Source organism: Bartonella sp. AA74HLJMH (assembly GCF_042197045.1).
In the GTDB taxonomy this organism is placed as follows: Bacteria; Pseudomonadota; Alphaproteobacteria; order Rhizobiales; family Rhizobiaceae; genus Bartonella.
Window position 1 is genome coordinate 48,783 of sequence record NZ_JBHIRJ010000002.1, and the last position, 13,621, is coordinate 62,403.

Genomic DNA, 13,621 nt, shown 5'->3' on the forward strand with positions numbered 1-13,621 from the left:
TTACGGACATACGTTTTTATTTTACGGATCAACGTTTTGATGCTTCTCCACATTTACAGAAAGCAGCCAAACGAAACTTTCAAATTCCCCCCGCATCACTTTGTAAACATAGGTTTGTCAACAATACAGCTTCTTACTCTAGCCAATTCCCCTGCTGATTTCAGATCACGACACCACAAAGGATAATGTTGCATCAAACGCGACAGATACCTCCTATTTTAAAATATTCTTGCCCCTTCACCACCCTAAAGTAAGATCACGCAAAGCACCGGTCAATCCCACTTCAAAAACAACTTTCCCCACACCCTCTCTCCTCTCTCGTCAACACACCCACCTCTTCATCCCAACTCCCCTCCCTTCATAAAACTCTTCATCCCCACCCCCTCTCTCCTCAACACCCCCGCCTTTTCATCCCAACTCCCCTCCCTTCATAAAACTCTTCATCCCCACCCCCTCTTTCCTCTCTCGTCAACACACCCACCTCTTCATCCCCCCCAATCTTCTCTCCACATTCCATGCCATGATAAAATCATACACCACGCATAAAGTCCCAGCTTCCTTTTTTGCACATTTCCGTTTTTACGCTTTTACGTATTTACAGAAAGCAGAAAATCTGTAAAAAATGCATTACACAATAACGTTTTCAACAACTGTCATTAAAATCTCGCCTCCCTTTTCATCTAACTCCCCCTATTTTCACTTAAATCATAGATATAAACCGCCCTATTATCGTATTGAGCAGCATAAAATTTTTCGACAAATTCTAGCGATCAAAAGAGTGCATAAGAAGCATTTTACGACTTTTAAAAGAATTTTTATTTACACCCAGTGCTTTTTTGTAACGTAGAAGAGCACATTTAATTAATTGACTATAAGAAAGTTTGAAATGAGAGAAGCTTTTCGTTTTTCTCGTTCAACATCCACAACGATAACTCCTTCTTATAAATCAATTTTTTTCGTAATACAAAACGCACCAAAAGGAATAGACTTGTGTTGCATATTCACGCGCTTGTTTTAAAGAAAGATCTCTCAACGCTCATCACACCCATTTTGCAAAACGCCGCCCGTAAAGAAATGGTAAGCCCCCATGAAGTATATAAAATCCTTTCAGCCCTCCCCTATCTTTACGCTTATGGAAAAACACGTTTACGCTTATGGAAGAACAAGGCCGGCATCATCACAAAAACTCTGCCAGCTCCCAATGTTGCAGACAGCCTTCGGTTCAAGAGATAATTCATTAAAGGCATGCCTTTCTTGTACAGTTTTGACCCACATGCACGCCCCACCACTTATGATGTATAAGCCAAGTAATTTTAATTGATTTAATATGAGAGAACTGGTGATGAAAAATTTTATTATATTCAGCAACGCGCTTCACGGTAAAAAAATGGTTCTTTATTATTATAAATCAATATATTAATAAAGAAGAGAGTCATCATCAAGACGCTTACCTTTTTCTAAAAAAGGCTTCACACTGAAAGAAAACATCTAAAACTTAGATAAAAAAAAAGGTTTGCCTCTAATAAACAAACCTCTGCAGAAAATTATTCACATAACTTTCAAAATTTTAAATTAATCCCTCTAGAAGCAATAAAAACGCTTTAGAAGCACCAAAATGAATACAAAGATCAATTTAACACAATGTTAAGAAAAATCAAGAACAAAAAATTTTTATCGTTAATGCACCTTTAAAAAACGAGGCTTTTTAACCTACGCGGCTCAAAAGTCCGGGGCTTCTCTACAAACGCCTCCAAGCCAATCAATCCCTTCATCTCTCTCAAAAGACAGCATAAAAGGTTCACAATACAAGTCTTCGCTAAAAAAATATCAATCGCCAGCGCTCATAAAAGCCAGCGTTGGTATAAAAGATCAGATTATCGAACAATCTTGCTAAAATGTCTTCCCAATAAATAAAAAAGAAGCGGATTCTTAAATATTTCCGCCTCTTTAACAATAAAAATTATGATGAGGGATTATTAAAAAATTTCAAGACTGTGAAGGGAACCAATTTGATAACAATTCATACCTTACAGGATCATCGGCACACTGTCCACCACCACATTCCAGTATGGTAGAAATCAAATTTGCCGCAATCAAAAACACAAATAAAAAACTTGCCGCTTTACTCAAGACTGGAAAAGGAGAAAATTCTTTGAACTTGTGTGCCAACTCGCCTAAAATCATGACAAATGAGACAGCAAAGATACAAAGGACAGAAATAATGAAAGCCCAAGTATAAAAATGCAATCCAAAGAACGTTGAACCATATCCTAAATCATCGGGTGTGATATGCAAAAACACTTGCCGTGCTGCCACAGCACTGGTTACCATACAACCAAGAATAACCATACCATAATGGGTATTTTTCACCTTATGGTGAATATTGAGCAAGAACCCACAACCTGCCAGCATCAATCCAACGCGCTGCAGCAAACAAAGGGGACAAGGTAACTCAAACTTTACCAATTGATAATAAAAAGCCACCACCAAGACAATAGATAACCCAAAGAGTCCTAGCGTATTCATAAAGATGACGAAGTGAGGATTTTTTTGTTCAACATGTTCCATGGCTATTCTCTCAAAAAGATAAATTTAAAGTAGAAGTTGCGTGATGATTGAAAGTGAGAAGAATGACAACGAATAAAATTGCCCACAAAGCATAACTTATATTTTTTTTGCCACACATAGTCGTTACTGCAGTACCTAAAGCGATTAAAAATGGAAGAAACATAGCTTTTAAATCTCCTTTACATCCGTTGTTTAACTCTTATTTATTTCAGCGTTCACCATATTACAAAATTGGGCAAAAAAGAGACCATGGATTTATTATTCACAATTCGTCACTCGCGATTGATATTGCCATTATATTTAAGTGAAAAAACGATATAATCGCTCAGAAGCACATCTCAACAAAAGCGTTAAAAGCACAAAAGCGTTGATTATTCGCTTCCCCTTATATCAGCCATTGTTAAAGATATATCGACAATTATAAAGATTATATCCCCTATAAAGATTATATCCCCTATAAAGATTATATCCCCCACTCACAAAAGAATCACTTGAACAACAAAATAAATAGGCTTTGAAATCGAGAGCTATACATCTCTTTTTTTCTCAAAAGAATATCCTCATTTTGCAACACATTTTTGACATAAAAATCTCTTTTTCTCATAAGCAATGTTTCAAATTGCAACAGATTTTATATCATATGGTGATCTTGTTTATTTTAGCAAATAAAAAATAAGACATTTTTTAAAAAAAACTTATAATCAATGGCTTTTCCCCAATACACTTTTCCCTCTTATCTTAAATAAAAGACAATACCGCAAGCTCAACAGCCTCATGGGTCCCACGCCACCCCGTGACATTGCCCTCCCCGCTCACAAGAAGTGCTTCATTCCTTCAATACTTTAGTTTTTCATCTCTCGAGATCCCCTTTAAATTTTTAGCTTTCCACCTTATTTGAAAAATAACTGTTTCTCTGTCATCAATTGGCTTTGCAAAAAGAATATAAAACTTTAAAAAAATAATGATAAAGAATCGCATTGAACCTTTGAAAAGGATAGAGAATGATGAAAAAATCATGTGATGTGGCGATTTTAATGGGGAGCCAATCGGATTGGCAAACGATGTGCCATAGTGCAGATATTTTGACGAATCTTGGTATTTCTCATAGTTCGCATATTGTCTCAGCACACCGAACTCCTGAACGCCTTTATCAATTTGCAAAAGAAGCAAAAGAAGCAGGGTTTAAAGTTTTAATTGCCGGTGCGGGGGGTGCAGCACATCTTCCAGGTATGTTAGCAGCCCTTACTCCTCTTCCTGTTTTTGGCGTTCCAGTGCATTCTCACTCTCTTTCTGGTCAAGATTCTTTGCTTTCAATCGTGCAAATGCCAGCAGGGATACCCGTCGGCACATTAGCAATTGGCAAAGCAGGTGCAATTAATGCAGCACTTTTAGCCGCAGCCGTTATGGCCGTTTATGACCATGATCTCGCCCAACGATTAGAAGATTGGCGTCAACAACAAACAGCCAATGTCGCCCAAACGCCTGTAACGGAGGTTTAAAATGGCACCGTTTTTCAACACCTCCTCAGCCAACGCCACCCCCTCCAACACCACTCCCTTCACCATGTTACCTCCAGGCAGCGTCATTGGTTTAATCGGGGGCGGACAATTAGCGCGGATGCTCGCCATAGCGGCCGCAGAATTAGGATTTCGAACCGTTATTTTTTGCCCTGAAGCCGATTGCCCAGCCGCTCAAACAGCAAACAACCATATTGTTTCCTCCTATGACGATATATCAGCTTTAGATCATTTTATTTCTCAGTGTGATGTTGTCAGCTATGAATTTGAAAATCTTTCGCTTCAAACGGTTCAATATGTAGAAAAGAATAAGCCTGTTTATCCTTCTTCCAAAGCATTAGAGATCACGCAAGATCGACTTTTTGAGAAGCAATTTTTGCGTGATCAAGGGATTGGCACCGCGTTATGGCACGCTGTTGACAATTCTTCTTCTATTCTTTCCGCTCTTGATACCTTAGGCGGACGTGGTCTTTTAAAGACGCGTCGTTTTGGTTATGACGGGAAAAACCAGATCAAGCTTGATCACCCAGATGAACAAACCCTTGACGAAGCCTTAAGGACTTTTCAAGAACAGCCTTGTATTTTGGAAGAAATAGTTCCTTTTTTATCGGAAATTTCGGTTCTCTCGGCCCGCACAAAACAAGGAGAACATATTTTTTATGATTGCCCTGAAAACCAACATAAAAACGGAATTCTTCATAAGTCCTTTGTTCCATCACATATTCCACTTGACGTGCAAAAAGCAGCTCAAGAAATCAGTGTAACAGTCATGGATGCCCTCGATTATGTTGGTGTTCTTTGTATTGAACTTTTTGTCTTAACGAATGGTCATCTTTTAGTGAATGAATTAGCACCGCGTGTCCATAATTCTGGTCATTGGACACAAAAGGCATGCATAACTTCACAATTTGAACAGCATATCCGTGCTATTTGCGGACTTCCCTTAGGCAGTCCCTATCGCCATAGCGATTGCCAAATGACCAATCTTCTTGGTAACAATTTTAGCACGTTAAAATATTTTCTGAAGCAAGAGCGCACATCGATCCATTTATATGGCAAAAGCACTGTTCACCCCAACCGCAAAATGGGGCATATCATCCAATTACTGGGACCAGCCAACAAATCTTAAGCCCACATATATACAAATACTTTTTCACACTTTTCCCCCAAATGAACTGAAAAAACAACCTCTCCCCCCACACCGATATCCATCGGCTTCAAAAGCGCCCCTAACCTTTTAATTCTCCCCTGAAAGGGCGTGAAGCCCTCCTACAAGCTCCTTCTCTCTTAAAAACATCACCTCTTCCCCTTCCAAACCGCTTCATCCTACACGAACATCTCATCCGCCCTCAAAAACAAAGCTTCACTCCACACCGATATCCAAGCAGCACAACAAGCGCTCCCAACCCTTCAACTCCACCCCCTAGCTCTTCTCCTCTTCCTTTTCTCAAAAATATCCCCCCACGGCTAAAAACAATCCACCAGCCCCCAATTTCACTACCCCTCCACCTCCCACAGCATAAATATTCCCCTATAACATACGCAGCCCCTTCATTTTTCTTTTAATGCCAATCTTTAAGAAATAGACTGATCTATTGCACCCCATAGATACCAATCCCCATGATTGCGCTTTTATTGTCTCTAGCTTCTCTTCTTATGTTCATTTTTTCACAAAAGCATTTTCACAAAAGCATCGTTTTGTTTTCCATAAAATCGCTGCAAAGAGGTAAAACGTATTACTCTCCCCAAACAACTCTCGAGAATTCGGCCCAATATCAGCCAGACGATAGCCCCCTCCAGCATAGCAACTTTCTTCTTTTTCTCCTCTCTCTTTTTCCTTCAACGGATAGAAGATTTTCTCCTTTCGTTAATTCCCCCCAACACATTCCTCGAAAAGGTTTCCTGAACTTCTCCCCAAAGGCTTAAGTTTCTTCTTTTCAGATCAATTTTTCTTCTCTCACGCCCCCTCTCTTTTCAGCGCATCCATTTTCCTACCTTTTAATCCTGTTAAAACAATGAATTATAAGGTGCATCACCACCGTATAATGCGCATTGGTTTTATGGCATCTCTTTATTGCATCTCGCACAATTCTTTATGAACTCCCCTTATCGTAAACGCACTTTGTTTACGCATATTCTTAACCACCCATAAGAGATTGTCTGTAACTCTCTAATCCTGCTCAGCAATGACATTCGTCACCCCCAACAGACCAGCGCTTCATGAAGTTCCCACAATTTTTCTCAATCCAAGCTTCTTTCAAGAGCACCTAATAATTTATAAATATAAATGTTTATTTTATTATCCTGATAAAGCTAAACTATACTTTTTAATACTATTATTTTAACACTATCATTGCCTTTAAAACGCTCATTATGCGAAAAAATACTTCACTTCTAACAATAATAAAATAATTTCGCTTGTATCTTATCTTAATATGTGATTAACGTTCAGCACAAACTTAGATCTTTTTATAGCAAAAATACCATACAAAAGGGGAAAATAATGGAGGGTATCTCTTCAAACAAACTCAAAGATGAAAACAATGAAAATAAGGAAGCAACTTTAAATGAGGCACAGTCTGTTCCTCCTCAAAAACGTAAAGGGGGTCCATTTAGACATATGTTGTTCCTCTTTCTTTTAACCTTTCGTAAACCCATTGTTTTCGTAACGAAAATCCTGTCGATAATCTTTTTATTAATGACAGGAATTCTTTGTCTAATATACCTCACAGGAGGAAGAGAAACACTGCCCCTATTGATCGGGATACCAATGCTCATTACGTCAGCTCTCTTTGGCATTTGCAACATGTATATAAATTGGTATTACGACATACTTTTATTACGTCTATCACCAGACAATGTGAAGCTTTCACTCTTTCAATAAACATCATCATAGACCACCCTTGGGAAGGTCAAATTTTTCTACAGCATGGATATTAAAAGGAATTCAAACTATCCACATTCAAGAGCCAAAGTGTATTCTCAGTATACTGTCTCTCTCACCGGATAATTTGAATTCCCCATCCGTTTGACAATATCCAGCACTCCACCCACGTAGAAATAATTGGGTTGCAAAGAATCATAAACTATTGCCTTAAAAGAGAAATTTATGCATAATCTTTCACTCTAACAGCACAGATTTAATTCCTCATTAAAAGTACCAAGCGCTCCGTCCCTGATCTCCACGTCAAAGATATAATTACAGGATATGATTACAGCACTAAGCTTATCCATTCCCAAACCAAACATCCTCTCACCCCTCACGTAAAATAAAAAGCCTCAAACAGAAGACACTTGTGTTGCCAATTTACGCACTTGTTTTAAAGAAACACTTGGCCAATGCACATTGCCACCACTTCACAACAGTAGCCCCCGTCATAGAGCATAAAAACTCTCGATAATAACTTAAACATTCATAGTGCACCACCCTCTTTAAACTTATGAAGCGTAAACGCCAACCTCATCATACCGCTTTGCCAGTCTCCAATGTTACAACACTCTTAGCATTTGAAAGCATTCATAAAAGACCGTTTTATTCCTTATCTTCAAGTATCTTTACCATAGATCAATCCCGCTTGTGATATGCAAGCAGCGAATGCTATGCTTAAAGATACACAGATTTGCAATGAGAAAACCTTAAGACTATGCGAAACTCTTATTTTACTATGTTTTCTCTGAACAATAGAAATTTATCCTTATCAATTCATCATCTTCGTCATCATCATGCGGTTTATTTTTTAGGTTTTAAGAATAAGCCTTAAGAATATCCTCACACACGAACAAAAAACACCTCATGTTATAAATTTTACATGAGCCTTACTAAACGATGATATTTTACGAAAAAACAGGATTATTTTCTCACAAATAGGAAGCTTTTACTTTTTTCCACTCTTTGTGCTTTTTTGTGTCCTTTTTTTACGAGAAAATTTTTACCTTCAAGGCAACCATTAACACACCCTAAGGAATTTGTAAGGGATATACCCTTGACAAGAATAAGACTTCTTGTTAAATCTCTCCTACTTTTTTGCAATTTTCACTTATCGTTGTGCTAATGAAGTGGTTAATGCGTACCTTAAGAGTGCGCTTTTCTTTTTGTGATCACAGTGAAAGAGTGTATCGTGTGATGTTATCATGCAAGTACGATATCGCAATGCAATGCTCATAGAGTAAGCAGTCTATTGGGGTTGTAATATTGTATTTTCGTGTTTTAATATTGTATTATAGTATTGTGTTACGTAAACTATTTAAACGGTGAATATGATGAAAATTAAAAATTCGCTTAAAGCACTAAAAGAGCGCCACCGTAACAATCGTTTGGTGCGTCGTAAGGGTCGTGTTTATATTCTTAATAAAACGAACCCACGTTTTAGAGCACGTCAGGGCTAATTCTTTTAGGACTAATTTCTTTAGGATCAATGTTTTTATGCCTACTTTGATTGTAGGCTTAAAAATTTTTTCTTGCGTTTTTTTGGTTACAAGTCCGTTGATTACAAGTCTAGTATTTGATAATATTTGGTGATTTATCTTTTGGGGGCTTGTTTTTATGGATTCTTTTATTTTTTTAAAAGCCTTTCGATTTTTTCAGCTGCGTTTTTTCTGTATTTTTCAGCGCGCGTTTTTTCTTTTTTTTGTTGGTGTTTTTTGTTTTGTTCCCTCGAGCTATGGGCAAAATCCTCCTTCTCTTCCTGAAGATCGGCCTTCTCCACAATCGCTTTTACCGTTAGATGATCTTATTCCCAATTCTCCTCCCCCTTCCTCAACGCCCTCCGATTCTGATTCCTCGGCGGTTATTCTTGAAGATCTTGACAAAGAGCAGCTTTCCCATGTTGACAGAGTTAAGCAGCGCAAAGAAGCAGAAATTTCACGTTTACTCAAAGAATTGAAATATTGTGCTGATGTTGCTAAAGCGAAAAAGATCAGTCAACAACTTCAACATTTATGGTCCCAATCGGGGAGTGAGACGATTGATCTTTTAATGTCATGGGCTGAAAATGCACTCAACAGCGACGATTATGGACTTGCGCTTGATTATATTGATAATGCTCTTGCACTTTTACCTACTCATGCTGAAGCTTGGGTAAGGCGTGCTTGGATTCACATTCAGCTGAACGATTTCAAACTTGCCCTGCTTGATCTCAACCATGCTCTTGAACTTGAGCCGCGCAATTATAGTGCTTTTTTTGAACTTGGCGTTGTCATGGAAGCAACGGAGCGTCCAAAACTTGCTCTTAAAGCTTATGAAACAGCATTGGATTACTATCCACAAATGCGCAGGATTCAAAAGCGCGTTCAAGCTCTGTTAGACGAACAATCACCCCAAGCTCTTTGAAACCATTCAAGAATAAGACGCTTTACGGAATCCTTTCAAACCTAGATAAGACGCAAGCCGGCTTCACATTCCACTCAATAAACTGCCCCTGCTTATAACCCCCCCCAATTGACAGTGTCTTTTTTTGAAACTTAGCCATTACCATGGAAGCAACAGAGCGTTCAAAACTTGGCTCTTAAGATTGATGAAACAGCATTGGATTACACTCCACAAATGCGCAGGATTCAAAAGCGCGTGCAAGCTCTGCTAGACGAACAATCACCCCAAGCTCTTTAAAACCATTCAAGAACAAGACACTTTACGGCATCCTTTCAAACCTAGATAAGACGCAAGCCGGCTTCACATTCCACTCAATAAACTGCCCCTGCTTATAACCACACCCCCCACACACAATTGACAGTGCCTTTTTTGAATTTGAACTTTTTTTGTATTACAGGCAGCGTCCAAACACTTCCAATATGCCCCTTACAGAATTTCTTCTCATAGCAAGCATACGGGCTTCACGCCTAAGTCCTCTTCACGCCGTTTCTTCTTTTCACACCTTCCATCATGGATAAAAAAAATTGTAAACACGATCCTCAAAAAATACTTTTTGAAAAAAGCTTAAAACATCGCTTAGCGCCTCTAATAAACTATCACCGTCTGTTTTTTATTTATGAGCTTCAACCATATAGAAGCACATACCGTATCGGCTCTCCTCCACCCCTCAAAGTTGATAAAACAGCCCTGAAATATGGCTTCACAAAGCAAAAACTTCAAAGGTGCAACACCAATTCAACCAACATCCTTGAATAAGAAATATTCCTTTCAAAACTCCTCCAAGCATTACCACGAAACATAAAAATCAAGTACTGTCCCAAAAGAGCCAATCAAGCCATTGCCAATAAACCGTTCTGCGTCACTCAATCACCCACCCCCACTCATATTTTTTGCTTTTTTACTTTGAATAAGCCATCCATCATACAGCCATTTCGAGCAACCACCGACAATATCATCAATCTCTCCTGAAATACTTCATGAAAAAGAAGAGAGCGAAGTTATTTTATCTCTAGCAGAAGCTCTGAAATTGTTTTATATTAAGGAGGGTGTTCTGCGCTTCTCGACAGGAAATAACGTATTCCTGAGACCTTAATGATCTCCAAGGGAGCTGTCCCTGATCAAGCCCGTGGGCTTTTTCATATGGCGCCCACCTATTTGTATAGGTTCCCGGGATCAGCTTTTTCCATCGGCTGTTGTGGATCACCCTTTATTTATATAACTTTTTTACATCAAATTTTTCCAGCTAAAATTGAGAGCGTCCTTTTACATAAGACCAATGACGATATTCTCTTTTCAAGAAATAAAAATTACGATAAGCTTTATTTTATAAAACAGACAGCACTTACAAAATAATCCCCTCTATGAATCTGCTTCATCCCTTCGCACACAGCAACGCAAAAGCGGCTTGTCGCACCAAGATGCCCCCTAAAGAGCACACACTTTTTTTCATGCTTTTTTTTTCATGAGCACAGCTCTTGTCCATACAGAGATTTACAAAACGCCAACAATGGATAAAATACCAGCATCTTATAAAACAATTGACGAGACAATGACAAATAATCCCCTCTATGAATCTGCTTCATCCCTTCGCACACAGCAACGCAAAAACGGTTTATCGCGTCGTGATGCTCTTTTAACAGAAGAGCGTGCACTCTTTTCGCAGCGTGCTTGTTGCCACTTTATTGAATACCTTGAAAAGAAGGGAACCGATTTTTCACGCCTCATTTTAGCAGGCTATTGGCCCATTAAATCGGAAATTGACCCGCGTCCTTTACTGGATGCTGTAGCGTTACGCGGTGGGCATTTAGCCTTACCAGCAGTTCTTGATTCCACCACCATGATTTTCCGTGCCTTTTCGCCCAGCACAATTTTAGAGCCCATGCGTTTTGGCACCTTTGGTCCGGGTGCAGACAATGACGTTGTTGCCCCCAATAATATTATTGTTCCGCTTTCTGCGTTTGATCGTCAATGTCACCGTCTTGGCTATGGAGGAGGATACTATGACCGTGCTGTTGCAGCTCTTGAAAAACAAGGGCATCAAATGACATTATGGGGCATAGGATTTTCATGTCAGGAGGTTTCCTCTATTCCTCCGACAGAATATGATCTACAGGTACAAGGAATTTTTACAGAAAAAGGTTTCTTAAAATGTTAAAATGTGATTAAAGCGCCTATGCGTTTTTTATTTTTAGGTGACATTGTTGGTAGCACAGGCTGTAAAGCTGTTTTTGAACACCTTCCTCAACTGATTGAGAAATGGCAGCTTGATTTTGTTGTGGTAAATGGTGAAAATGCCTCTGGTGGTTTTGGTCTCACACAAGAAACGTATCAAGATCTTTTGATAACCGGTGTTGATGTTGTCACCACAGGTAATCATGCTTTTTCTCACAAAGAAGCATTGCAGTATGCCCATGAGAGTGATCGTTTTTTACGCCCTGCCAATTTTTCGAAAGAAACTCCTGGAAAAGGTTCTGGTGTTTTTACGGCAAAAAATGGCGCCCGTGTTCTTGTCGCCAATCTGTTGGGCAACGTTTTTATGCCGTGTAAAGTAGAAGATCCATTTGAAACAGCGGAAAATATTCTGCTTGCCTGTTCGTTGATGGAGCAAGCCGATACGATTATTTTTGACTTTCACGCAGAAACGACAAGCGAGAAGCAATGTTTTGGCCATTTTCTTGATGGTCGTGTGAGTGTTATCGTTGGCACACATACGCATATTCCCACGGCTGACGCGCAGATCTTAGAAGGTGGGAGCGCCTATTTAACAGATGCAGGCATGTGTGGAGATTATAACTCCTCTCTTGGAATGGATAAAGAAGAACCCTTACACCGTTTTCTTTATAAGACGAAGCAAGATCGTTTTGAACCGGCGTGTGGTCCTGCCACCCTTTGTGGTTTAGCGGTTGAGATTTCAGATCGCACCGGTTTAGCAGAAAAGGTCTCGGCAGTACGGATTGGTCCTCATTTAAAGCCTGAAGTTCCGGATTTTTGGTAGCTTCTTTTAAGCCGCCCCTTTGATAGTTTCTTTCCAAGATTTTCTTTTGAGAACTCTATTTGACAAGACGACTTTTCCAGCCCTTCCCAAATCCCTACTAAAAACACCCCACCCTCCAATTTGCCTAATACAGCAACTTTTCTAGCACAAATAAGTCACTCTTTTAAAAAAAATAAAGGATAAAAGATAAAATTTTTCGTGATTTTTAAAACGATGAGAAGGAGGTTTTATTTGGACATTTCTGCGGGGGGGGGGGGAGGAGAAATGTTAACCCCCTTCTCTAGAAAAAGCTTTATATAATAATTTATTATTTAGCAAGAGCCTCTTTAATCTTTTTTTTGATTCTAACGAAAATTTAATCTTAAAATTGCTTTTTGCTTTTTAGGTTTGAGCTCTCTAAAACTTTTCAAAAGGATGTGCTCTTCTTTACTTGAAATCCTTTCATCACAGCAATACAAGACATTTTCTTTTGTCGAGAGATCGGAGTAGAAAAAAGAAATGGGAACATTGAGAATATCAGCAATTTCTTGTAAACGCCCAGCTCCTATACGATTAGAGCCTTTTTCATATTTTTGGATTTGTTGAAAAGTCACACCTAACTGGCTGCCTAATTTCTTTTGCGACATTCCGATCATTGTTCTTTTAAAGCGAATTTTTCTGCCTATCGAAATATCGTTAAAGTGTGGATTTTTAGCTTTCACTTCAAGCTCCCCTGCCGGTTGCGAGCGCCTCTTATGCGTATTCCGGGAGTCAAAAACACTGAGTTCAGTCAGCTTTTTTGCTTTTAGTGCTAGAGAGCACCTGGACATAGCAAAAACTCCCGGAATCTCGCGATACTTATAAAGCAGGCTAATGTTTCATCTTGGATTTTCAGGCTTTGGGTTCCACCATTCAACCACACTATACGACGAGAACCTTGGTGCTTGTTCATAAAATAATTTCTGGAGACCAGCAATAAAAATTAAAACAGTGTTTTTATCTCATGAGACAATCAAACACAAAATTGCCTTCTGTTTTTGAGGTTTGAGCTCTCTAAAACTTTTCAAAAGGATGTGCTCTTCTTTACTTGCGATCCCTTCATCACAGCAATACAAGGCATTTTCTTTTGTCGAGAGATCGGAGTAGAAAAAAGAAATGGGAACATTGAGAATATCAGCAATTTCTTGTAAACGC

Annotated in this window: 10 protein-coding genes, 1 other RNA gene and 1 pseudogene; 8 read left to right on the plus strand and 4 right to left on the minus strand. The window is 39.0% G+C overall.

Annotation, left to right across the window (positions count from 1 at the left end; genetic code table 11):
- Positions 1 to 990 precede the first annotated feature (990 nt).
- Positions 991 to 1,233 carry a hypothetical protein gene (locus ACFINH_RS01650; protein ID WP_375631866.1) on the plus strand — a complete coding sequence of 81 codons (243 nt, stop codon included), beginning with the start codon at positions 991 to 993 and terminating at the stop codon, positions 1,231 to 1,233.
- A gap of 753 nt (positions 1,234 to 1,986) precedes the next feature.
- Here the strand turns inward: ACFINH_RS01650 and ACFINH_RS01655 are convergent.
- Complete coding sequence (locus ACFINH_RS01655; RefSeq protein WP_375613594.1) at positions 1,987 to 2,568, minus strand: disulfide bond formation protein B; 582 nt, start codon at positions 2,566 to 2,568, stop codon at positions 1,987 to 1,989.
- Between the two features lie 10 nt (positions 2,569 to 2,578).
- On the minus strand, positions 2,579 to 2,731 hold the full coding sequence (locus ACFINH_RS01660; RefSeq protein WP_273790835.1) for a DUF5993 family protein: 153 nt from the start codon (positions 2,729 to 2,731) through the stop codon (positions 2,579 to 2,581).
- Between the two features lie 838 nt (positions 2,732 to 3,569).
- On the opposite strand from ACFINH_RS01660, the gene purE reads away from it, so the two are divergent.
- The 7 genes from purE (at position 3,570) to ACFINH_RS01695 (ending at position 12,448) form a co-directional block, all read left to right on the plus strand.
- Entirely contained in the window at positions 3,570 to 4,067 is a 498-nt protein-coding gene (gene purE / locus ACFINH_RS01665) for a 5-(carboxyamino)imidazole ribonucleotide mutase (RefSeq protein WP_375610656.1), read from the plus strand.
- Position 4,068: 1 nt separating this feature from the next.
- Complete coding sequence (locus tag ACFINH_RS01670) at positions 4,069 to 5,214, plus strand: 5-(carboxyamino)imidazole ribonucleotide synthase (protein WP_375631868.1); 1,146 nt, start codon at positions 4,069 to 4,071, stop codon at positions 5,212 to 5,214.
- Positions 5,215 to 8,345: 3,131 nt separating this feature from the next.
- Entirely contained in the window at positions 8,346 to 8,471 is a 126-nt protein-coding gene (gene ykgO / locus ACFINH_RS01675; RefSeq protein ID WP_004863016.1) for a type B 50S ribosomal protein L36, read from the plus strand.
- Between the two features lie 157 nt (positions 8,472 to 8,628).
- Entirely contained in the window at positions 8,629 to 9,414 is a 786-nt protein-coding gene (locus ACFINH_RS01680) for a tetratricopeptide repeat protein (protein ID WP_375621482.1), read from the plus strand.
- 1,084 nt (positions 9,415 to 10,498) lie between these two features.
- A non-coding RNA gene (gene ssrS, locus ACFINH_RS01685) (6S RNA) lies at positions 10,499 to 10,659 on the plus strand.
- A gap of 343 nt (positions 10,660 to 11,002) precedes the next feature.
- The gene (locus ACFINH_RS01690) at positions 11,003 to 11,608 is read left to right on the plus strand and encodes a 5-formyltetrahydrofolate cyclo-ligase (RefSeq protein WP_375632091.1); all 606 of its coding nucleotides are present in this window, start codon (positions 11,003 to 11,005) and stop codon (positions 11,606 to 11,608) included.
- A gap of 18 nt (positions 11,609 to 11,626) precedes the next feature.
- A complete protein-coding gene (locus ACFINH_RS01695) occupies positions 11,627 to 12,448 on the plus strand; it encodes a TIGR00282 family metallophosphoesterase (protein ID WP_375613599.1) in 822 nt (273 codons plus the stop codon).
- Positions 12,449 to 12,792: 344 nt separating this feature from the next.
- On the opposite strand, the gene ACFINH_RS01700 is transcribed toward ACFINH_RS01695, so the two are convergent.
- Positions 12,793 to 13,257 carry a helix-turn-helix domain-containing protein gene (locus tag ACFINH_RS01700; protein WP_375631870.1) on the minus strand — a complete coding sequence of 155 codons (465 nt, stop codon included), beginning with the start codon at positions 13,255 to 13,257 and terminating at the stop codon, positions 12,793 to 12,795.
- 171 nt (positions 13,258 to 13,428) lie between these two features.
- Positions 13,429 to 13,621 (minus strand): annotated as a pseudogene (locus ACFINH_RS01705) (transcriptional regulator); the annotation flags it as partial.

Bases quoted from the DNA above. Each gene is read 5' to 3' on its own strand.
- ACFINH_RS01655 (WP_375613594.1), bottom strand. From the start codon at position 2,568: ATGGAACATGTTGAACAAAAAAATCCTCACTTCGTCATCTTTATGAAT.
- ACFINH_RS01660 (WP_273790835.1), bottom strand. From the start codon at position 2,731: ATGTTTCTTCCATTTTTAATCGCTTTAGGTACTGCAGTAACGACTATG.
- purE (WP_375610656.1), top strand. From the start codon at position 3,570: ATGATGAAAAAATCATGTGATGTGGCGATTTTAATGGGGAGCCAATCG.
- ACFINH_RS01670 (WP_375631868.1), top strand. From the start codon at position 4,069: ATGGCACCGTTTTTCAACACCTCCTCAGCCAACGCCACCCCCTCCAAC.
- ykgO (WP_004863016.1), top strand. From the start codon at position 8,346: ATGAAAATTAAAAATTCGCTTAAAGCACTAAAAGAGCGCCACCGTAAC.
- ACFINH_RS01680 (WP_375621482.1), top strand. From the start codon at position 8,629: ATGGATTCTTTTATTTTTTTAAAAGCCTTTCGATTTTTTCAGCTGCGT.
- ACFINH_RS01690 (WP_375632091.1), top strand. From the start codon at position 11,003: ATGACAAATAATCCCCTCTATGAATCTGCTTCATCCCTTCGCACACAG.
- ACFINH_RS01695 (WP_375613599.1), top strand. From the start codon at position 11,627: ATGCGTTTTTTATTTTTAGGTGACATTGTTGGTAGCACAGGCTGTAAA.
- ACFINH_RS01700 (WP_375631870.1), bottom strand. From the start codon at position 13,257: ATGTCCAGGTGCTCTCTAGCACTAAAAGCAAAAAAGCTGACTGAACTC.